Annotated in this window: 18 protein-coding genes; 5 read left to right on the top strand and 13 right to left on the bottom strand. The window is 44.2% G+C overall.

Features of this window, described 5'->3' with window-relative positions; translation table 11 throughout:
* Positions 1-79: 79 nt before the first annotated feature.
* A complete protein-coding gene (locus MHB37_RS24995; protein ID WP_076129677.1) occupies positions 80-454 on the bottom strand; it encodes a hypothetical protein in 375 nt (124 codons plus the stop codon).
* 271 nt (positions 455-725) lie between these two features.
* Here MHB37_RS24995 and MHB37_RS25000 point away from each other — a divergent pair, with 271 nt between their 5' ends.
* On the top strand, positions 726-1,169 hold the full coding sequence (locus tag MHB37_RS25000) for a carboxymuconolactone decarboxylase family protein (RefSeq protein ID WP_076281201.1): 444 nt from the start codon (positions 726-728) through the stop codon (positions 1,167-1,169).
* Between the two features lie 179 nt (positions 1,170-1,348).
* Here the strand turns inward: MHB37_RS25000 and MHB37_RS25005 are convergent, their stop codons facing one another.
* On the bottom strand, positions 1,349-1,801 hold the full coding sequence (locus MHB37_RS25005) for a MarR family winged helix-turn-helix transcriptional regulator (RefSeq protein WP_076105880.1): 453 nt from the start codon (positions 1,799-1,801) through the stop codon (positions 1,349-1,351).
* Between the two features lie 128 nt (positions 1,802-1,929).
* Here MHB37_RS25005 and MHB37_RS25010 point away from each other — a divergent pair, with 128 nt between their 5' ends.
* The 3 genes from MHB37_RS25010 (at position 1,930) to MHB37_RS25020 (ending at position 3,514) form a co-directional block, all read left to right on the top strand.
* Positions 1,930-2,376: a GNAT family N-acetyltransferase gene (locus tag MHB37_RS25010; RefSeq protein WP_076129675.1), complete on the top strand. Its 447-nt coding sequence runs from the start codon at positions 1,930-1,932 to the stop codon at positions 2,374-2,376.
* Positions 2,373-2,990 carry a YitT family protein gene (locus MHB37_RS25015; RefSeq protein ID WP_076179369.1) on the top strand — a complete coding sequence of 206 codons (618 nt, stop codon included), beginning with the start codon at positions 2,373-2,375 and terminating at the stop codon, positions 2,988-2,990. The genes MHB37_RS25010 and MHB37_RS25015 overlap by 4 nt, the downstream gene beginning before the upstream one ends.
* 68 nt (positions 2,991-3,058) lie before the next feature.
* Entirely contained in the window at positions 3,059-3,514 is a 456-nt protein-coding gene (locus MHB37_RS25020) for a GNAT family N-acetyltransferase (protein ID WP_076304253.1), read from the top strand.
* Between the two features lie 202 nt (positions 3,515-3,716).
* On the opposite strand, the gene cymR is transcribed toward MHB37_RS25020, so the two are convergent.
* Positions 3,717-4,136, bottom strand: coding sequence for a cysteine metabolism transcriptional regulator CymR (cymR, locus tag MHB37_RS25025; protein ID WP_036677599.1), 420 nt, complete (start codon positions 4,134-4,136; stop codon positions 3,717-3,719).
* Between the two features lie 294 nt (positions 4,137-4,430).
* Between cymR and mnmA the strand changes: the two genes are divergently transcribed.
* Positions 4,431-5,552 (top strand): tRNA 2-thiouridine(34) synthase MnmA, encoded by a 1,122-nt coding sequence (mnmA, locus tag MHB37_RS25030; RefSeq protein WP_076193287.1) that lies wholly within the window; start codon positions 4,431-4,433, stop codon positions 5,550-5,552.
* A 368-nt stretch (positions 5,553-5,920) separates the two neighbouring features.
* Here the strand turns inward: mnmA and MHB37_RS25035 are convergent, their stop codons facing one another.
* The 10 genes from MHB37_RS25035 to MHB37_RS25080 form a co-directional block, all read right to left on the bottom strand.
* Positions 5,921-8,905, bottom strand: a complete 2,985-nt coding sequence (locus MHB37_RS25035) for a glycoside hydrolase family 48 protein (protein ID WP_081388349.1) — start codon at positions 8,903-8,905, stop codon at positions 5,921-5,923.
* A gap of 32 nt (positions 8,906-8,937) precedes the next feature.
* The gene (locus MHB37_RS25040; RefSeq protein ID WP_405168649.1) at positions 8,938-11,670 is read right to left on the bottom strand and encodes a glycoside hydrolase family 9 protein; all 2,733 of its coding nucleotides are present in this window, start codon (positions 11,668-11,670) and stop codon (positions 8,938-8,940) included.
* 292 nt (positions 11,671-11,962) lie between these two features.
* The gene (locus MHB37_RS25045; RefSeq protein WP_076218485.1) at positions 11,963-13,810 is read right to left on the bottom strand and encodes an oligopeptide ABC transporter substrate-binding protein; all 1,848 of its coding nucleotides are present in this window, start codon (positions 13,808-13,810) and stop codon (positions 11,963-11,965) included.
* A gap of 19 nt (positions 13,811-13,829) precedes the next feature.
* Positions 13,830-14,735 (bottom strand): ABC transporter permease, encoded by a 906-nt coding sequence (locus MHB37_RS25050; RefSeq protein ID WP_076129671.1) that lies wholly within the window; start codon positions 14,733-14,735, stop codon positions 13,830-13,832.
* 27 nt (positions 14,736-14,762) lie between these two features.
* On the bottom strand, positions 14,763-15,725 hold the full coding sequence (opp4B, locus tag MHB37_RS25055) for an oligopeptide ABC transporter permease (RefSeq protein WP_036677612.1): 963 nt from the start codon (positions 15,723-15,725) through the stop codon (positions 14,763-14,765).
* A 4-nt stretch (positions 15,726-15,729) separates the two neighbouring features.
* Positions 15,730-16,665 carry an ABC transporter ATP-binding protein gene (locus tag MHB37_RS25060; protein ID WP_036677615.1) on the bottom strand — a complete coding sequence of 312 codons (936 nt, stop codon included), beginning with the start codon at positions 16,663-16,665 and terminating at the stop codon, positions 15,730-15,732.
* Positions 16,652-17,668, bottom strand: a complete 1,017-nt coding sequence (locus MHB37_RS25065) for an ABC transporter ATP-binding protein (RefSeq protein ID WP_076129669.1) — start codon at positions 17,666-17,668, stop codon at positions 16,652-16,654. Before MHB37_RS25065 ends, MHB37_RS25060 begins: the two co-directional genes overlap by 14 nt.
* A gap of 379 nt (positions 17,669-18,047) precedes the next feature.
* Positions 18,048-19,352 (bottom strand): replication-associated recombination protein A, encoded by a 1,305-nt coding sequence (locus MHB37_RS25070; protein ID WP_076129668.1) that lies wholly within the window; start codon positions 19,350-19,352, stop codon positions 18,048-18,050.
* 294 nt (positions 19,353-19,646) lie between these two features.
* Positions 19,647-19,928, bottom strand: a complete 282-nt coding sequence (locus tag MHB37_RS25075; protein ID WP_076129667.1) for a CD3324 family protein — start codon at positions 19,926-19,928, stop codon at positions 19,647-19,649.
* A gap of 391 nt (positions 19,929-20,319) precedes the next feature.
* The gene (locus MHB37_RS25080) at positions 20,320-22,503 is read right to left on the bottom strand and encodes a UvrD-helicase domain-containing protein (protein WP_339169399.1); all 2,184 of its coding nucleotides are present in this window, start codon (positions 22,501-22,503) and stop codon (positions 20,320-20,322) included.
* Between the last annotated feature and the right edge of the window lie 6 nt (positions 22,504-22,509).

Genomic DNA, 22,509 nt, shown 5'->3' on the forward strand with positions numbered 1-22,509 from the left:
AATACTTTATTGCGCCTAAAAAAGCAGCAATCGCCCTATTTCTTTCAGCGACTGCTGCTTAATGGTCTAAACGTTACTATTATATAGGGATAGATAATGCGGTAATCTGCGTCAATTCAGATTGAAGCACTCGCTGATCAGTAACTAGATTTCCGAACTCGTCCAGCCCATACACGGAGGTAACTACTTCTGCCAAAGGAAAAGGACTACTAATTTGTACCTCGTAAGCCAAATTGCCCCCAATGAAAAACTCTCTAATATCAGAACTCTTTGCAGGAACGTAATACCCTGTGACATAAAGCGGAGTAAGAGCTGGCATCGAATATGGAACACCAAAAACTTCGACGATCATCATTGCACTCGCATTACTTGTGTTACGAACACTGACTACTACATTACTTGCTGCAGTACCAGTTGCTCTTGTATTTGTAATAAGACCTGTTGTATAAGGCATTTCCTCACTCCTCCTTTTGGTTTCTATCAACTTATTCACCAGGAAGCCGATAGTTGTGAGGCAAGAGGAAGGGGAAACTCGTGGAATAACAGCCAATTAGACAGGTAGAAGATTATATTGATATCATTTCCGTTCCGCTTTGAGGATATGTCGGCGGGTGATTTCTGCCTTCTTATAAACAAAAATAAGTACAAATGTTCGCATATAAAGAATAATAGTGTTAAAATAAAGTTATACTATTCCTAAACTAAAGCCTAAGGAGTCTTGCCTAATGAGTCAAAGAGTTGCTTACAATGAAGTTGCACCTGAGGGTATGAAAATCATGATGGATATGGAGATGTACACCAAAAAATCTACGATTAATCGGACTACAAGAGAACTTATCAAAATCAGAGTTTCTCAAATTAACGGATGTGCTTTCTGTATAGATATGCATACATCCGAAGCTCGTAAAATGGGTGAAACTGAACAACGAATTTATTGTTTAAATGTTTGGGAGGAATGTACTTTTTATACACCTGAAGAGAAGGTTGCTCTAGAACTAGCTGAGCATATTACGCTAATCCCTTCCAAAAGAGTTCCGGATGATCTATATAAGCAAGTACGTGAACATTACGATGAGAAACAATATGTTGATCTTGTGCTGATTATTAATCAAATCAACAGTTGGAACAGAATTTCTATTGCAATGGGAAATACCCCCGCAGCACAATAATTAACATTAATTAACCTTAATGAACACTTTAGGGTGTTCTTTTTTTATTCTCCGCTCCTCACGTTCCACGGCTCCGTTGATATATGAATCATCTCATTAAAATGCCCTGCCAGTATAATCACTAGCAAGGCATTTTTTCTTGCGATCGTGTTGGGTTAGTTCAATAACAATTTCTGATTTTAGTACTCTCTTTTATTTCCCTTCTTTACGTACTCCCACTCAACCTCAACATTTTTCCTAACTCTTTGCAAAAGTTGAAACAAGACTTCCGTTTCTTTTTCAGATAATCCTGCTAACGCAACCAAGTCGGTATGGTCCCCTTCTCTCTTCAGAAAAGAGTAGGCTTGTTTGCCTTTTTCAGTTGTGAATAACCTTTTTATTTTTTTGTTCGTTTCATCGTCTTTCTTTTCAATAAAACCTTGGATTTCAAGCTTCTGAATCGCACGTGCTGCTGTTGTTCGGTCCACCTTTATCATTTCCGACAGCTTTTCTTGAATAATGCCCGGATTCTCATATATCCGGACCAGATATAAATACTGCCCCTTTGTAAGCTCTAATTCCTTGAACTCTATATTACTTATGGAATCTAATGCCCTCGCTATCATTCCAACTTCACGAAGGATCTCTTTCATTCAATCACCTACCAGTTCCAATAATGTTGTATTTACAACAATATTGATTATATATATACTTATAATTGTCGTTAATTCATTATGACGTTTTTCCTAAAAAAAACAAATACAGAATGGAGTAAGCAAGAATGAATCTTAAAAGAATTACACTAATCGAGGAACTTGAAGCTGCATTTTCAATCAGAAAAAAAGTATTTGTTGAGGAACAAGGCGTTCCCCTTAATGATGAATTTGATGAATTCGATACACTGAATGGAGAATGTGAACATGTCCTGGCCTATTATGATGGGCAACCAGTTGCCACAGGAAGGATCCGCGTTCTTGATGGTATAGGTAAGTTAGAGCGTATTTGCATCCTAGAACCTTATCGTAAATTTGGAATTGGGAAAAAAATTATTTCGGCATTAGAAGAGATCGTGGTGGAAAAGGGGCATCAAAAAGTTAAATTGCACGGGCAAACTCAGGCGGAGGGCTTCTATAAAAAACTTGGTTATCGGGCTTCATCTACTGAATTTATGGAGGATGGCATCCCTCATCTTTTAATGACTAAAGATCTTTCTGCTTCAAAAGAATGAAGAAGTTTAGTGTAACTACGTTTTCCATTTTCACTTGCGGGATTTTCATCTTAACCCTAGGCGTTTCACTAACAATAATCTCTGACCTTGGAGCATCACCTTTTGATGCACTTTTAGTGGGTCTATCCAAAAATGTCGGTCTTACAGTAGGCAGTTGGGAAGTGCTGATCGCATGCCTATTGATTGGATGTAATTCATGTTTATCCAAGCAAAGACCGGAATTATTAGGGCTGGTAACTGCATTCATAGCAGGCTTAGGTATTGATATGTGGCTTTTTTTGTTTAACCATCTGATCGAGCCTAATCTGTGGATCAGTAAAATTGCTTTTTATGGTTTAGGCTTAATCGCAATTGGATTAGGTACATCCATTTATTTATACGCAAATTTCGCACCGATTCCAGTGGACCGGCTAACATTAGTACTGCAAACGATAACTAGGCTTAGTATACTATTTACTAGAACAATCATTTATCTTGTTTTCTTATTTGCCGCCATTATTTTCAATGGGCCTATTGGGATTGGTACTCTACTTACCATTTGTTTAGGCGGATTAATTCTTAATTACTTTATGCCACTTACACAGAAAGTCTTGGACCGATTGCTACAACATTAATAGCGAACTCCGCTAAAGAAACTTGATTTATACAACAAACCATAATCTTATCATTGGGAGTGAATAATTTGGAGATTAGAATCGATAACTTAACCGGAACCGAAATCATAGCATTGATCAGTGAACATCTTCAGAGCATGTTTGAGCAATCTCCCCCAGAGAGTGTACATGCGTTGAATTTAGATAAATTAAAAACACCTGAAATCACCTTCTGGAGTGCCTGGGAGCAGGGCGAACTCTTAGGTTGCGGTGCTCTTAAAGACATGGGTAGCCATCATGGTGAAATCAAATCCATGCGTACTTCTACCAAGCATCTTAGGAAGGGCATTGCATCTAAAATGCTTGCCCATATTATTAAAGAAGCTAAGCAACAAGGCTATCGGCGGCTGAGCTTGGAAACCGGATCCACTGAAGGGTTCAAAGCGGCTAGAAAACTATATGAACAATATGGGTTTGAATACTGTAGTCCGTTTGCAGATTACATTGAAGACCCCTATAGTGTTTTTATGACGAAAGAATTATAAGTACTGTAGAGGTGCTTACTTGACTACTAATCAATGGATACCGATTCTCGCAGCGTTCATCGGAGCCTTTTGCTGCTGGATTGCGCTCCTTAATAAACGTAAGAACAAATAGAATCACAGATAATAAAAGATAAAAAAAGACTCCCAAATGGGAGCCTAAAGGTTGATTCATAATACTGTTGAGTTATCTTTCATTGGAGATCTAAATATAAAACATGTAATTGTCAGCCAAACTCTCTTCTTTGTAGTTAATCAAATCATAAAGTGTTGTGGAATCCAGCACATCGGCAATACTGTCGCGAATACGCAACCATAAATCCCGTTTCGCTGCATCGTCCTCTTCCGTGAAGTCTACAGGAGAGATAGGGCCCTCCAGCACACGGATGATATCACCGGCAGTGATAGCATTCGCCTCACGCGACAAAATGTATCCGCCATATGCTCCACGAATACTTTTTACAAGTCCTGCATTGCGCAGAGGAGCAATTAGTTGCTCCAGATAATGCTCGGAAAGACCATTTTTCTCAGCAATACTCTTAAGTGAAGTTGGTCCTTCACCAAATTTCAGTGCAAGCTCCATCATAATTGTTAGTCCGTAACGACCTTTAGTTGATATTTTCAAAGGGGCACCTCTTTCAGTTTAATGTCTGATTATTGTATACTATTGATTCGGCAAGTCATTTGGATTGTCATATCAAGGTATTCCGATAATTACTCTCAGTTTATGTTATCATATCCGAAGTCACAAATGAAATGGAAAACAAAACATTTTACGAGAATGTTCACCCCAGGTGGACATTTTGTTGTTTCCAGTCTCTTATTTCAGAGGTTTAGAGTAGACAGGTATGTTATAATACATTTTGAGCCGGGTGTTCCATGAATGACCGGTATTTTGGGTACAGAAATGGTGATTACGATGACAAAAGCAAAACAAGACACCCGTGTCGTCGTCGGCATGTCCGGAGGGGTCGATTCCTCCGTCACGGCGCTTCTGCTCAAGCAGCAGGGCTATGACGTCATCGGCATCTTCATGAAGAACTGGGACGATACCGACGAATTCGGAGTATGTACGGCCGAAAGCGATGCAGAGGATGTTCGCCGCGTATGCGAGCAGATTGATATTCCTTACTATACCGTTAATTTCGAGAAGGAATACTTTGATAAGGTATTTTCTTATTTTCTCGATGAATATAAGGCCGGCCGGACGCCAAATCCTGACGTCATGTGCAACCGCGAGATTAAGTTTGGAGAATTTTTGAACAAAGCTCTTCAGCTTGGTGCCGATTATGTCGCAACTGGACATTACGCACGTGTTATAGAAGAAGATGGTGTGTACAAGCTGCTCCGCGGCGTAGACAACAATAAGGATCAAACCTATTTCCTGAATGCACTGGGGCAACATCAACTCTCTAAAACAATGTTCCCTATTGGACATCTGCCGAAACCTGAAGTGCGGAGAATTGCTGAAGAAGCAGGACTTTACACTGCCAAGAAAAAAGATAGCACAGGCGTCTGCTTTATCGGCGAGCGCAACTTCCGCGAATTCCTCAGCCAATATCTCCCGGCACAAGCTGGCGATATGGTTGACATAGTAACTGGAGAGATCAAAGGCCGCCATGACGGACTTATGTATTACACGTTAGGCCAACGCCAAGGCCTTGGTATTGGTGGCTCTGGCAACGGCGAACCGTGGTTTGTAGCTGAAAAAGATCTTAGCCGCAACATTCTTTATGTAGTACAAGGAGACAAGCACCACAGCCTGTACTCCACTAGCCTGATTGCTTCCGGTGTTAACTGGATTGACGGTCAAGCGCTTGGGCAAGAGCCGCTGAAATGCACCGCCAAATTCCGGTATCGCCAGCCAGATCAAGGCGTGACCCTTACAGCGCGTGAAGATGGAACGATTAATGTAACCTTTGATGTTCCACAAAAAGCGATCACCCCTGGTCAAGCCGTTGTCTTCTATCTCGGTGAGCAATGTCTCGGCGGCGGAACGATAGAATACGCGGAGAAGGTTGTTCCTTCAGCACAAGTGTGAATGTAAACCAAGCTTCTATAAAAGCTTGATCTACAAGTATTCGTAGTAACTCACAATATCTAACTAACATACCAAAAGCACGAAATAGTTGTATTTAATACAGCTATTTCGTGCTTTTTTATTTCTTTTTGGGTTTTAGTTGCACATTGTACAGTTAAACTGAGCTTATATCTCAATAAGTATCCATATACTGATAAATAGTTGTATGAAGTGCAATTAAATTACGTTGGCGCGGCTAGAGCCTATTTTAGTTGTAGGAAATACAATTAAAATGGACATGAAGCCACAATTAGTCGCAGTGCAGTCGCTAACCAGCCAATAACAAAAAAAGCCCCAGCCAAATGGCTAGGGCTTCCCTCATTTAGACTTTAAGGCTCAAGTCCCCATGCTAGAGCACCATTCAAGTACAACGGCACATGATTCCATTCCGTGTACGATGTTTTGGTAGGATCATAAGAGTAGTCTCCAACCTCGTTGTAATTGCTCCAGTCCGTTTTGTTGACCCGGATCTGGATATCACCCGTGTTGGCTCCCGGTGCAAGACTGCCTGCACCTGCGCCAAAGGAGATTTCTAAATAATAGTCCGCTCCAGTTTTGGCAGGGTCTACCTTCACGAATGTTCCCTGTATATTACTTCCACCGATGTTAGCATAGTCAACATTAAATTGTTGAGGTTTATCGCCATCAATCGTGTAATAATACCGCAGCTTTACATCGCTAAGCGCTACAGCCGTATCCCCATTGTTAACAATTTGCAGCTGCGGGCGGAACTGATTATCTCCCGGATTGGTATCACTTGTCCGGTACTTCACCACCAAATCTCCTTGTGCCGGAATCGGTACATCCATAGGCTTGGCGAGTGCCTCAGGGGAATTCGGACTCTCCCCAACCACGTTGGAAGCACTAACTACATAGTAATAATCCGTACCGTTAACCACGGAAGCATCACTGTAAGTAGCTTGAGTGACAACAGCCACATCGCTGTAAGGGCCACCAGTTGTTGCAGCTCTTTTCACAGTATAGCTTGTAGCTCCAGTTACGTTGTTCCAACTAAGATCTACAACTTGGTTACCAGCGACCGCACTTGGTTTGGAAGGTGCTTTTGGAGCTACTGGCTCCGTAGGCACGCTGCTGTTGATCAATCGATCGTATTCTGCATAAGCAGTTGCCATATCTACTTGCGACCAGAAGCGATGGTAGGTAAATTCAGGGGCTCCATTGTCCCAAGTTTTAGTCACTTTATTAAAAGAAGTATTGTATTTGTCCAGCAGATATTGCCACTTAGAGTCATTTACGATATTTGGACGGATATCGGTATAGCTTGCATATACCCCATTTCCGCCTTTAGCAGGATCGGAAGGCACTGTTGATGTACCAGGGATTGTATTTCCTTGGCCGAATGTACCTGTCCAGCCGCTTGGGAAATAGACTTCTTTAGTGAAATAGCGAGAATAATCTGCACGGCTTTCGGTAGTTGCAATACCAATTCCATCGTTATAACCCCATGCCGTGTCTAACAAAGATTTAGCCAGTACCTGAGCTTCTCCTCCCAGAGTACTGTAGCTGCCATGTTCAGCTTTGGTGCCAGCCGCATAGAAGGTAAGTGCCTTAATATAGCTGCCCAGTACACCTGTATCTTGGCTTGGACTCTTAGTTACGGCTTTCAGGTTATTGTTTGCAGTAGAACCACTGAAGCCATTCCAAGTATTAGGTTGTCCTGTCCATTCCACATTACCTGGAATCCAGAATTCTCCTGGTGCAGAGACTGTAGCCACTTGCGGATTGGCGCCTCCAAGAATTCGATTTCCTTGGCTGTTCAGATAGTAACCTTCTGCATCCGTAACTGGACGTTTGTTGGCAAAGGCATAATCTTTAGACCAATCTACCCAATTTTCTATAACTTGTTTTGCCATTTGGAAGTTTTCAGATGTAGTGTCTCCGTTAGAAGCAAGGATATAGTACAGCTCCGCTACCCGCTCCACACTCCATGCCTGCATTCCGAACCAGTTATTGGATGGAGGATCGTGGTAGACTGGAGCTTCGTCATAGGCCATGCCATAAAAAGTACTGGTTCCAGCTGGATAAGCCTTGTAAGCGCCTTGATAACTATTGGTCGCTCCACCGGCAATTGCCCCTTCAGAGGACTGCAGCCAAGTATAAAATTCCAATTGACGTTTCAGAGAGTTTTCCCAATCCTGCCCAGCTGTAGCTGATGACGGAATCAGACCACCATCCGAATCAGAAAGTGCGTAGGCAGCCACGACATTCTGATACCCTTGGTGGGCATGGCTCGCACCGATTCTCCAAGCCCAGTTTCCTGTTGCTCCAAGTCCACCGCCCCATGCGGTATACCAAGCCAGAAGATATTGATTAGAGTCTTTGCCAGTCCCGGCATCAGGGGTGCCGTCAGTAGCAGCACTTCCTACTTTTTGGAAGTATTTATCATACATACCGTAACGCAGGAAATCGCCCATTTTCTTAGCTTTATTCAAATACACTGTATTGTTGTAGCCGAGCTCTTTAGCCCAGTACATTGCTTGTACTGCCCGTGCATCGGCATCTGTAGCATTCGTGTAACGCCATTGAGCGGAAGGCACGTTAGCTTCTTTTGTGAACAGACTCATGAAGCCTTCGTTTGCTTTTCCGAACGTTTTGTCATCTTGAGACGGGTGAGGGACCGCCTCCCAAACGGACTCTTGTTCACCCCGTTGGAATGTATTCACATAAGCGGCTGTATGCGTAGGATTCAGCAAGTTGCCGAAGCCGTACCAGTTGTCCACGTCTACCAGCCAGTGCATCAAGTAGGTCTGGTTGTTGCCATACGTCGCCTTCAATTCAGCATCTAGCGGATCTTTACCTGCTGTATACTGGCCACCTAGCTGACTTGGATACTGATCCGGCTGAGCATGCTCCGCTGCATACGTAGCCGGGCTGTTCGGATTGTAATAACTCATGGTTGGCTGCTCTTCCTTGCCATCACCTTCGTTAATAGGAATGATATATTTCTCCATGTTGTCCCAAGCTGATTCCAGCTTAGTCCAGTCCCCTGTGTGATAACCATAGAGTACCTCAAGCCACATCCAATAACTGTAAGCTTCTGAGGTCGTCATATGTCCGTAATCAGGGGCTTCACTCATCAAGGTCTCTACCGCATGATAAGGTACTCCTTCGGCAGAGAAATAACCATTTGCGGGGTCTTTTAGCTGCGCATATAATTGCAGAAATCGCGTCTGCTCCGTAGTTGAAGCGTGAGCAGTCTGAGGTCTAAAATTAAATAGACCGGTCATGAGTGAGAGAAACAGGACTGCGGCCATTATTACAGAAACAGGCTTCTTTATTAAGCTCAATTTCATCATCTTAGGCAAGCTCCCTCTCTTGGATATATTTATGGTTCTAAGCCCCATACAAGTGTTTCACCTTGATAAAGTGTAACCTTATTCCAATCGGCAAATGTCTGCTGAACCGCGCTGTAGGAATAATCATCCGTTTCATTATAAGCCGTCCAGTCCGTCTTATTGGTGCGAGCCTGAATCTCGCCGCTATCTCCACCAGGCGCTATACTTCCAGCCCCTGCACCAAAAGAAATCTCCAGATAATAATCCGCGCCCGTACTGGCGGGATTCAGCTTAACAAAACTGCCGCTTAAATTACCACTGCCCACTACAGCATAATCACAATGAAACTGTTGTGGTTTATCCCCATCCACAGTGAAATAATAACGCAGCTTCAAGCCGCTAAGTGCCACAGACTCGGTTCCTGTATTCATAATTCGGAACTGAGGGCGCAGCTGTCCATCACTGGCATTCGTATCATTCGTACGATATTGCACCTTCAAATTTCCCGTTGCGGGCTGTGTCGGTTCTTGGGGTTTAGCACTAACCTGTATAGATGGCAAGCTCTCCCCTACACTATTCGTGGCAGTGATCACATAATAATAAGTGGTTCCGTTCACCCGTCCACTATCCATGTAATCCGTTCCCGTGACATTCTCAAGTACCGTATACGGGCCTCCACTCACTTCACTGCGTTTAACGGTATATTCACTGACCCCGCTAATCGCATTCCAATTCAAATGGACCGTTCCATTACCTGCTACAGCCTGAACATTAGTCGGACGTGCAGGGACTTGAGGTTCTCCAGGTTGTCCACCACCCGCTGGAAGTTCTCCATACATGTGTACACCTGCATCAAACACCGGAATGTTCGCTGTTTTTACAGGAGTTACTCCTTGAGCTGCCACCCCTTGGAATGAAAAATCATTAGCATTATTCCAGAAGTTAGTGTTCAGCGGAGCTGCAATTCGGAATTGAATCTCCTTACGATGAGCAGATTGTCCACCCGGATAAATCAAAGTACCTGTAAAATCGATCTTAGTATAGTAGATATGGTTAGCTGCATCGTAAGGCTGAAGTGCAGACACCGTTCCACCCTGATTGTAGCCTCCCGCTGTAACCGTAATATCCTCAGGACCATAACCAGCCGCTATCGCTTCACTAAGATCCACATAATAGTTAAAAGACATCTCTTTACTGGCCCTTGCCGGCCAGCCCGTACGGTTATTCAGCAATGCTCGAATCTCTACAAAGTTGCTGCCACTAGCATTCACAGAGGCTTCGACAAACATCTCATCTTCACGTGTCTCTGCAGGTGGAAATTGTGCAAGGGGCTGTTGCCCTTGTCCATGCAGCAGCACCATTTTTGCAATAGCTCCTGTAAAAGCTGCATTGTAATCGGTTGCAACTTCATTCGAGACATAATCGTTAATGGAGTCGGTGTAGCTGTCTGTTTTGGACGGGCCTCCAACTAGCGCTCCGTACAAGACATGGCGATGATTTACCGGAACGCTCTGACTATCATTCCATGATCCATGTGAGGTTCGATGATGGGGATGCTGAGGAGAATTGTTACCAAAACCGATAACATAACTGCTGTTTCGTGGATTGTCACCAAGCATATACGTAATTTGTCTCTCCGCGAAAGAGCGCGCCGTATCTTTCTTCACCGGATCGCTCACCCAGTCTGAGTAAACGAAGGCCATAAAAGCCTGATTGGCTGCATAACGCAATGCGCCCCATTGATCGAGATGGGCTAGTCCGCCAGGTGTATAGGCAACACGGTCACTTGTTCCACCCACTCCAGTCGTCCAATACTGCATATTCCGTTCAGTGGATTGAATGAACTTGGTCTGCCCGGTGATTCGTGCCAACAGTAATTGAGCGCCATAATGCTTGTCGTCCCAAGACTGTGTCCACTGATACCCCCAGTTTCCAGCCTGATTCGTTCCCCATTGATCGCTTGCTGCAATAGCCTTATTGAGATACTGCTGATCGTTAGTCGCCAAATACAACCAGACAGCCCCCCAGCTCAATTCATCCGCGTAACCGCTCCAAGAATTATAATATTGTTTGACGTCGGTAATGCTGTCGGAATAGGAGCCGCGATAAGTGTCTGCAAAATTGTAAAGCTGTTTAGCATGCAGCAGCAGCTTGTCCGCGTATACGGCATCCGTATCCCTGAAAATAATGGATGCTGAAGCTAACGCTGCAGCTGTTTCTGCGGCAAGATCTGATCCGGGATGAGTGGCATCAATTTTGTAGGAAGGTCTCTGCATCTGCATGACTTCTGCGGGTCCCCACCAATTATGATCGGTTGTTCCGTTACCAACTTGTCCCCACAGCTCGTTAGGAGCGGTATGAGCTTTCACAAAATAATCGGTTGCCCAGCGAATATTGTCTAAAATTTCCTCCAGCTGCCCAGACCCCTCATATCCTTGCTTGTACTCATAAACTGACCATGCCAGCATCGTTGTAGAATAAGCCATAGGCAAACCGAATTTAACGTGATCACCGGCATCGTACCAACCACCAGTCAGATCATGTCCCACATCCGCCCCGTCCAAAAGACCGGAATCGCCCCGCCATTCCACCCGATTGTTATCTGGCAATTCACCAGACCGCTGGGTTTCGTAGAAATAAATAGATTTTTGTAGAACCTCCGCATAGTTGTAGTCTCCGGCCGCTGCCTCTGCTATCGCCGGTTGAAATGCAGCATTTGAACAAAATGTAAGCGTAAACAACAAACTGAACACCAGTCCTTGTTTCCTATACCTCTTGATCATTTCTACTGCCCCTCTCTTCAGTGAATGCCACAAGAAAGATTACACCTCAGTCCCGTAACACCTCCCTCACTTGAATCAGGTACCTGTCATTGCGATCATCCACTCACCTCACTCTAAGAGCAATATTTAAGCGAAAGTTTCGCTCTCACCCAAAATATACCATATCTTTCATTAAAACACTATATTTTTACAGTAAATAATGCACAAAATATAGGAATAATTGTTAATTTAACGGAAAATAAAAAACAGCAGCTCAGGATTTCTCCTTGAACTGCTGTTCATTAATCCCCTCTTACTGAGCCACCGCAGCTTTATCTGCAGAAACCGCAATGTCGTTATAATAGAGTCCGGTTCCATCACCAATTGCAAAGTTTAGAACACGGTTATTAACCGGCACAATCACAGCACGATAAAGTGTTGGGAATACTGGAATCTCATCAACCATAAATTGTTGCCACTCTTTATAGATTTCTTTACGTTTGTCTACATCAAATGCAGCCTCAGAGATCCCTTCGGCGAGCAAACGATCGTTCTCTGCACTGGAGTAACGTGGGAAGTTATAGATTGCATCTTTACCGTACAGGCCTGATGGGTCAACGTCAATCCCTACCCCCCAAGCACCTTGGTACACATCAACAGTAGGATCATCCTCACCATTTTGACCTATGCGATCATAGAAGGTATTAAACTCTACCATTTCCAAAGTTACATTCAGACCAATCGCTTTCCAGGATTGTACATAATATTGAGCCAGCGGCTCAGCAATGTCTCCACCAGTCATCGAAATGAAATTAATCTTCAGCTCGCTGCCATCTGGATTCGTTCTAAATTCACCGTTTAATTTGTAACCAGCGTCATCCAAGATCTTTTTAGCTGCTTCTGGATCAAAAGCTACGCCCGGATTGGTAGTATCATGGAATTCTGGATGGGATGGTGGAATCAAGGTAGTCGCATTCCAACGCAGACCATTATAGAACTTTTTACCAACAGTATCATTGTCAACCGCAGCCCACATTGCTTTACGAAGATTCACATCCGCCATTTTAGCTTTAGGATCGGTAACAACCTCTTTTTTCGTTGCATCCCATTTGCCAAGCTTAAATCCAATATACGTATACGCACGGTCAACCGCCCCGAGATACTCAACATTTGATAGCTTCGCATTATCAGGGAATTGATCAATAGGGAAGGAATCCACCAAGTCAACTCCACCAGATTTCAGTTCTTGTACAATCGTTGTTGGGTTGATAACCTTCAAAATTACTTTATCCAATTTAGGGGCTCCACGCCAGTAATCTTCATTCTTAACAAATACTACAGACTCACCAGGAACGATACTCTCTACTTTAAAAGCTCCGAAGCCAATTGGCTTTTGGCGGACTTCAGGGGAAGAGGAGATTTTGGCAACATCCATGCCGCCAAAGATATGTTTGGCTAATGGATAAATCCATACGCTACCCGTTAACAAGGAAGGTGTAGATTGCTTATAAGTAATTTGCAGTTTCTTATCACCCAGCACTTTAATCCCGGATATGGTCTTGGCCTTACCGGAATGGTACTCATCCATGCCTTCAATATTAGTGAAGTCAGAACCGTAACGAGGACCATCATAAGCAGGATTACCAATAACTTCATGGGCGAACAACCAGTCTTCAGCTGTTACTGGTTTACCATCCTGCCAGTTTACATTGTCGCGAATCGTAAAGGTAAAGGTACGTCCATCTTCTGCAACTTCATAAGTAGCCGCACCATCATTAGTATAAACATAGTCTTTATCCCAAGTTAACAGACCTTCATCAAACCAGTTCAGAACTTGAGCATCTGGATCTCCAGAATAGAAGTTCCAGTTCAAAGTGCCTTCAAATGGACTATCGGAAACAAGTCCAAATGTAATTGTCCCTCCGTCAATAGCTTCACCTTGGTTAGTCTTAACGTTACTGAAATCTTTAATGTTATAAAGTCCGTCTTCTGCCTCAGGCGCGGCCGTTGCTTCTGCGGTTGCCGCAGGTGCGCTGGCGTTAGGAGCTGCTGTTGATTCAGCCGCTTCGTTGTTGTTCTTGGAGCCGCAAGCCGCAAGAGCGAACAACATTACAAACATTAATGAAACTAGTAAAGCTTTTGAACGAATGGCTTTTCTCATTTAATCATTTCCTCCCTTATTATCCTTTTCTTTGTCTTGCGTCGGTCGCACGTTTTAGCGCTTGACCCACATTATTTATACTCAACATCAATACCAGGATCAGCAATGATGCGGGTAACCAGATCCACCATCTGAACTCAAGAGTCTGCGGATTTCTCGCATAGCTTACTAGAGTACCCAGACTGGGTGTACTTTCTGGAAAACCAAAACCTAGAAAGGATAGGCCTGATTCCAATCCAATATTAGCTGCCAGATTCAAGGTCATTGTTACGATAATGATTGAGCTTAAGTTCGGCAGAACTTGCGTAAACATAATTTTTAGATTGGAGGAGCCTAGGGTCTTAGATGCCTGAACATAATCCAATTCCTTCTCTTGTAATGTCTTGGAACGAATGAGCCTGGCAATCCCCATCCAAAGAAATGCTGTCATGATAAAGGAGAAGGTCAACGTATTGTATTTAGGAACTGCGCTGACAAAAGCTATAACAATCATTAGAAAAGGTAGAATCATGAAGAAATCTACAATACGCATCGCGACATTATCTACCGTTCCCCCAAAGTAACCTGAGACTAAACCTACCAGAATACCGATAATTCCCGTAAAAAATGTAACCATAAAGGCAATAGACATGGAATTTCGTGTTCCTATAATTAATTGACCGAATACATCCCGTCCTCCATAATCAGTCCCCAGCCAATGCACAGCCGAAGGCTTCTCATATAGGGCGAACAAGTCAACCGTGACAATTTCTTTCTGATCTAAAAATAAGGAGATCCCATATACAGCAGCAATAATCGTAAATAGGAAAATCAACGAGACCAGTGCCAGCTTATCCCGCACCATCTCCCGCCAAACAATTTTGAAGCCCGATGGACTTTTATCAGTTTCCTGCAGCAGAGCTATCTCTGCGCTCGTCTTTGCCATTTCATTCACCCCAAAGTGTTCATCTTCTTATTTAATCCGGATACGAGGATCTACGATACTTAAAATAATGTCTGATAACAACGCACCGACGATGGAAGCAACCCCATACAGAAGAACGAGGGCTGTTACCACGCTGAAATCCCGAATCGTTATCGAACTTAGAAACAGCAAACCCATTCCTGGATAGCTGAAGATCGTTTCAACGAACACCGTACCACCGATTAACCCAGTGATCTCATATCCAAAAAATGCAGCGATCGGCAGCAAGGAGTTTCTCAAAATATGACGATTGTATACGCGTGACTCCGAAGCCCCTTTAGCTCTAGCAGTGAGAATGAAATCTTTTTGCTTCGTATCAATGATCTCATTTCTCAGATATTGTACGGTCCCAACCGTTGCAATTAGCGCCATAGATAGCGCAGGCAGAAGCAGATGATAGAATTTACTCCAGAAGTGACTTAGTGTACCTGGAACTTCCCCGGGACTGACACTGCCGCTGGTAGGAAACCAATGAAAATGAAATCCGAAAACCCATACCATTAAAAGTGCAAAAATAAACAACGGTGCAGCAAATCCAATATAGGTATAGCCAGTTATCAAGCGATCCAGCCACGAATCGTTATAACGTCCGCTGGTAATACCAAGCGGGATAGCAATAAGGTATGTAAGAATCAGCGTAACAATGGCCAGCCAAAGTGTATTCATCAGGCGTTGTCCGATTAGCTCTGAGACCGGCATTTTGAAACGGAAGGACTGGCCGAAATCCCCTTGTATCGCTTTAGTGATCCAATCCCAGTACTGGATGTACCATGGATCATTTAGACCGAGCTTTTCTCTCATCGCATCAATGGCCGCCGGATCAATATTCGGATCGAGCATTCCTGAGAGTGCGTCACCAGGCATCGCCTTCGCCATAAGAAAAACAAGAATACTTAATAGAACTACTTGAGGGATCATTATAAGAATTCTACGAACGATAATCTTCCACATATTCTCAACCTTTCTCAGGCAAGGCTACCAGATGAGTCTCGGAAATTGATTTTAATGGATAAGCCATGCCTTCTTCATCAAAATAATTCCGGTGCGCTTGTTCATATTCCTTGCTTACTGATTTTCTGAATTCCGTCTGCTTTTCTCTCTGTTTCGGATCAATATCAGGAATGGCGGCAATGAGTCGTTTGGTATAAATATGCTGAGGATTGTCAAAAATATCTTTAGCAGTCCCTTGCTCCACATGTCGTCCTTTATACATAATCCCTATGTGATCGCACATATGCCTGATGATCCCGAGATCATGACTGATAAATAGAAAAGTAAGATTCAGCTCTTTTTGAATGTCCTGCATGAAGTTAAGCACCTGTGCCTGTACTGAGACATCTAGCGCAGATACCGGCTCGTCAGCAATAATAAGTTTTGGCTTGAGTGCAATTGCTCTGGCAATTCCGATCCGCTGCCGCTGGCCGCCAGAAAATTCATGCGGATATTTCAGGATGTTCTCAGGACTTAAGCCTACTTGTAAAAGCAATTCCTGCACCCGGCGTTTTTCTTCCCCTGGAGACATTTTTTCGAAATTACGCAACGGTTCTGCAATAATATCGAGTACACGCTTCTTAGGATTTAAGGAAGAGTACGGATCCTGAAAGATCATCTGAATGTCTTTGCGGACATTTCTTTGCTTTCGTACACCCCTCAAGGCCAAATCTTGCCCTTCAAAAATCACGCTGCCGCTAGTAATAGAATTAAGACCTATAATCGCGCGACCCGTTGTCGTCTTTCCGGAACCAGATTCACCAACCAGACCATAGGTTTGCCCAGCTTCAATGGTAAAATTAACATTATCGACAGCCTTAACTACGCCAACTTCCCTTCGAAAAACACCGCCGTGGATCGGAAAATGTACTGCTAAATTTTTAACCTCAAGAAGTCCCATTGTGGATTGCCTCCTCGTTAGTATCAGGGAAATGGAAATTGTTATAACAGGTGCAGCGAACGAAATGTCCGGGTGCGACTTCATGCAGCTGTGGGTTCTCCTCATGCTCCGATTCAGGAATCCAAGGCGTCCGTGCCGAGAAACGGCAGCCCTTACGCGGAAGGTTTTGCAGTGGTGGAACAATCCCCTGAATCACATGCAACCTGGATTTTTCTTCTTTTGCCGTTGGAATGGAGTTTAATAAGGATCTCGTATATGGATGTTTCGGATTAGACGTCAACGTAAAAATATCTGCGATTTCGACGATTTGTCCGGCATACATCACCGCAACACGGTCAGCCATTTCGCTTACAACCCCTAAGTCATGAGTGATTAAGATAATGCCTGCTTCCATATCGTTTTTTAATTTTTTAATAAGTTCAAGGATTTGTAATTGGATAGTCACATCTAGTGCTGTGGTAGGCTCGTCGGCGATCAAAAGCTTGGGTCCATTGGCTATCGCAATGGCGATAACCACCCGCTGCCTCATGCCACCGGATAATTCGTGGGGGTACTGCTGATATGTATGCTCGGGACGGGAAATTCCAACCTTGGTCAAAAGATCAATGACCTTCTCTTTTCGCTGTTTCTTAGAAAGCTTGGAATCATGTAGGATAAGTACTTCTTCAATCTGTGAACCGATGATCATTAGCGGGTTTAAAGCGGATAAAGGATCTTGAAAAATCATAGACATTTCTTGGCCGCGCAGCTTGTTTAGTGCAGCAGGAGACATAGTAACGATGTCCTGGCCCTTGTATTTGATTTGTCCGTCAATTCTGGCTCTGGTATGCAGCCCCATAATGGAAAAGGCGAGCGCACTTTTTCCTGAACCAGATTCTCCAACGATAGCCAGAATTTCATTTTTGCGAACAGACAGGGTAACATCATCAACCGCAGCATAATAGTCGTCTGCAATTCTGAACGATGTCGACAAATTTTTGATTTCTAGTAGTTCTTCGCCCATATTCATCACCCTAACGACAAGGATTTCAAAATTAACACAATGAAAATATTATGTAAATTTTGATATAAATAGTGTTGATTTTCATGAAACATTTTGAAATAACCAATGTGATGATAATTAACACTGTTAAGAATACTACCAGTAGTTCAATCGGAAATAAAAATGAACATCTCGTAACTTTGTAGTTCATTTTAATTAACTTATGGTAAATTATCAATCTTTTCCTATAAAAAATTTTCAATCGATGTGATTAAAAGTAACGTAGGCAACAAAAAAACGGCTCTAGGCCGCCTTTTTTTGGAAATTATTTAGTTCGACTGAAAGTTAAAATCTTTGGCTTTCCAGCATGAAATTGGAAGGTATTACAGTCGCTAGCTGCTTACTGCTCCCGCCGAAGCTTTTGATTATGACGAATCTTAATCTCATTGCCTTGCTCAGTAGCTTGATAAAAAACACGCTGAGAAATCTCCTTAGGCAAATACTCTTGCTTCACATAATGCCCCGGAAAATTGTGCGGATATTGATATCCTTCATGCCCTAACGCAGTTGCACCTTTATAGTGCGTATCACGCAGATGCAGCGGTACCTCCGCTGATTTGATCTCATCCATACTTGCCATTGCATTGGAAATAGCCATAACCACAGCATTAGACTTCGGACTTTCCACTGCAAAAAGAATAGCTTGGGCAATGTTCAGCTTCGCCTCTGGCCAACCATTGTTTCGATACGCATCCAGCGCACTCACCGCTTGAACCATAGCTTGGGGATTAGCCAAGCCGATATCCTCACTGCTGGCTGCAATCAGGCGCCGAATAAAAGTCATAGGGTCCATTCCAAGCTTTTCTACCGCATACAGAAACCAAAACAACGCGGCGTCGCTGGAACCGCGAATACTTTTATGAAAAGCGGATAGCACATCATACTGCGTAGATTCATCAGCCTTCACAATGGGGCGCCGAATGGATTCTTCCGCCACCTCCAGCGTGATATGAACACTTCCATCAACTTGCGGCGCGGTAGTCAGGGCTGCCAGCTCCAGCGCATTTAGTGCCCGCCGGATGTCTCCATTAGCCATTGTTGCAATATGCAACAAAGCCTCCTCATCAACCTGAAGCTCCATAAATCCAAGACCTTTCTCTTTGTCCGCCAAGGCTCTGCGCATCGCGATCAAGCTGTGTTCACTCGTTAATGCCTCCAGCTGAAATAAGGTGGATCGGCTCATAAGCGCCCCATTAACATAATGGAACGGGTTCTCTGTAGTCGCTCCAATGAAGGTAATAGTCCCTTTTTCTACTGCTGGCAAAAGCGCATCCTGGCGTGAGCTATTAAATCGATGCACCTCGTCCAGGAACAGGATCGTCTTAGTGCCGTACAATGTTTGATTGTTCTGAGCTCGCTCAATAACCTCCCGTACATCCTTCACGGTAGCTTCCACCGCATTCAGACGTACGAACTCTCCTTGCGTGTGATGAGAAATAATATGCGCGAGTGTCGTCTTGCCGCATCCCGGGGGGCCATAGAGCAAAATCGAAGAGACTTGATCCGCCTCAATCGCTCTTCGCAGCAGCTTCCCCCGACCTATGATATGCTCTTGACCAATATATTCATCAAGATTCTCCGGTCTCATCCGGTCCGCAAGCAGCCGTCCGCCCCCGGTGTCCTCTCCGAAAGAAAATAAATCCATAACTCCACTTCCTTGCTATATTCTTGTAAAAGCTCAATGTAAATCCTCTCTATCATACCATATCACAGGGAAGGATTAGGATGCCCTGCCGGGTCAAGGTAATAGTATCAGCATAGACTTATTTTACGCCAAAATAAAAAGAGCATGATCTCGTCTTAGAAAGGCGGGAGCCATGCTCTTTTTTCAAAATATAAGAAAGTATAGGTTTCACGCTACACTTTATCCTTATGATTTCTCGCATAACGCTTACCGTCCTTATAAGGACACCAGAGGCGTTTATGCTTGAATTGCAAGCTAGCAATTTACTGCCAGCCGCATTTTTGATATGATTTTACGAATGCTTTCTTCCGATAGATGGTACTTCTTCTGAAGTTCCGCTACGGAATCACCGCTTCGATGACAACTGAAAATTTCCTTGTTCCGGTTCGCTATTTCTTTCCTCGAACCGCTGTTCTCGCCCCATCGAACCCGCTCTTCCGTCTTCTTTGGGATGTAGAGCAGTTCACCTTGGATGTATCCCTGAAGCTCTTCGAGCAAGCCAGGGGGGAGCACATCCTTCCCATTTACATAACTCAACTTGCATTTCCTCCTTCAACAGGTGTGTCCCTATGCGTCGGTCAACTAAGTTTTTAGTTATAATCACGTCACCTGCCTCCTTTCTTCTCCTCATATTTGGAAAAATCCGTAATTTCATTATATAAAAACCTTTTGGTAGCGTCTACATTCGATTTCATAAATTAAGTTCTTATGGATAAGTGTGGTACTTCTTATGTTAGTAATAAGGAGGCCGTAAGGCCTCCTCGCTTTAAGCAGGTTTCCGTCTTAAACGGAAACCACCTCGTATACTGAAATCATTTCAATCAGCCTCCTTCCAGAAGTGTTCTTGCCCGGCCGGACACTTATTATTAAGCCATACCTATGGGGGAGTTACAAGACCAAGAACAGTTATAACCATTCTCCACCAGTCTTACTCTCCCTCAGAATCGCTTCCAGCCGCCGTTTGCACATAGGAAGGAACTTCCCCATTATGGAGCAGCCACAGCTCATGGAGAGCACGTGTACAACCGACATACATCAGCTTCGCGTCCCAAGCCGTCGCTCCGTAATGATCTTGATCGGCATCTGCTAAGATCACCGCATCGAACTCCAAACCTTTTGATAAATAGACAGGCAGCACCGATAACCCGCCCTGATATTGCGTCATACTGCCATCAATCAGATGAATATCTTCAAAATGCTGTGCCAGCTCCGCATATAGTTCTGCAGCCTCATGAAGATTTCTTGTTAGGACAGCCACCGTACGGTATTCCCTTCCTGACAGAGACTTCAGTGCAGAGGTTATTGTCCGCAAGCGAGCTTGCTCATCAGCCACCAGTTCCCCGGCATCCTCGCCATAGGCGATCATACGCACGGGATCTCCACTACGAAACACAGGAACAGCCAGCAATGAGCTCTCCACACCTGAAGATAGAATTCCATTAGCGAAGTCTATAATTTCCATAGTAGAACGATAGCTGCGTGTCAGCGCGTGATAAGCCGTGTTCTCAGGGGCAAACAACGTCTGCATCTCTTCCCACGCGTGTACGCCTTTATAGGCATGTATGCCCTGCGAGAGATCACCCAGGATCGTAAAGGAATGGCCTCGCACATATAAATCCAGAACGGCAATTTGGAAAGGTGAAAAATCCTGAGCCTCATCGATTACTACATGGTCAAAGCGAGTAACGCCCTCATCACCATTCAAAAGATAATGGATATACAGCAGCGGAGGTAAATCCTCTTCACGTATGATGCCTTTTTTCAGCTCTTTTGCCGTTTCCTTCAACACAGCTGCCGGAATTTCCTCTGGCGGTTCAACCGGCCAATCCTCAGGAAGTTTAGCTGCTCGGAAAATTTGCTTATAGATCGTTAATGGATCATATTTAGGCCATTTGGCACTATAAGCCTTCTCTCGCTGCGCGCCTTTTTTCTTGCGATCCTTCATAGCAGCAGCTGAAGGACTCTTCTTCAGTTCCATCTCAATCCAGCGATGAATCCGCGCCATTACCCGTTCCTTGCGCTTGGCTGGAGGATAGGGAGCATACTCCTCATTATGCCAGCGCAAAATCATAGAACGGCGTAGCACCGCACCCTCCCACGGGCTAAAATCACCCTCAGGTACAGAGCTGCTTTCCAATAGCTTGATGCTGGACTCTATGATTCCCATCAGCACCGTGGAACCCTTGAAGCGCCCCGGCGTCTCTTCTGTAATTACCGGCATGCCGCCAGGGGTTTCGAACCAGCGGTTCATCGTCTCTGTCGCATCCTGTTCCGGCAATTCCAGTCCTAGTACATTAGCCGCCCAATCCGGAAATGTACTTTGAGCAATATTACCTACCCCGAGCTCAGGCAATACATCCGAGATGTAATCCAAAAACATCCGGTTTGGTGCAAAAATGATCATTTTTTCCGCAGAAACCTGATCCTTGTATTGATACAGCAGAAAAGCAAGCCTGTGCAGTGCAACGGTTGTTTTACCGCTTCCTGCCACGCCCTGAATGATTAGCGCTGTATTTTTGGCAGCACGGATAATCTTGTCCTGCTCCTCTTGAATGGTCGATACGATATCCCGTAGACGATTATCCTTGTTCTCCCCAAGTCGATAGACGAGAAACTCATCTGATACAATCGGTGCATCGCTTTCCCGATTGTACGTATCCGCGACCCGCTCCAGAATTTGCTTCCGAATCACCACGTTGCGTTTGAGGTATACCAGCCCCTCTATTAATCCCTCAGGAGCTTCATAGGAGGCTGGCTCGGTACCGCCGGTAAACGAATAAAACAGGCTTGCTACCGGTGCGCGCCAGTCGATGACTAGCGGACGGTCGCTTACCTGCTCGCGGTCTACGCCGATTTTGCCTATATAGAGTGCCTTCCGTTCATTCTCATCATTGCCTTGAAAATCAAGCCGTCCGAAATAAGGCTCCTGCCTAAGCTTGGCAAGATCTTTGCGCTTCTGATCACGGTTCGCTTCCAGCACCTGTTCCGTATAGTCATGTCCCGTGTACACTGGTGTCTGCTGGAGCTTCTCCAGCAAAGTGTCAATTTCAGTAAGCGCTTGATTCAGCCTGTCTTCTTCCTCTTGATAGGCACTTTGAAAGTTGTCTTCCAATTTCAG

The sequence above is a fragment of the Paenibacillus sp. FSL H3-0286 genome (genome assembly GCF_045040705.1).
In the GTDB taxonomy this organism is placed as follows: domain Bacteria; phylum Bacillota; class Bacilli; order Paenibacillales; family Paenibacillaceae; genus Paenibacillus_AQ; species Paenibacillus_AQ odorifer.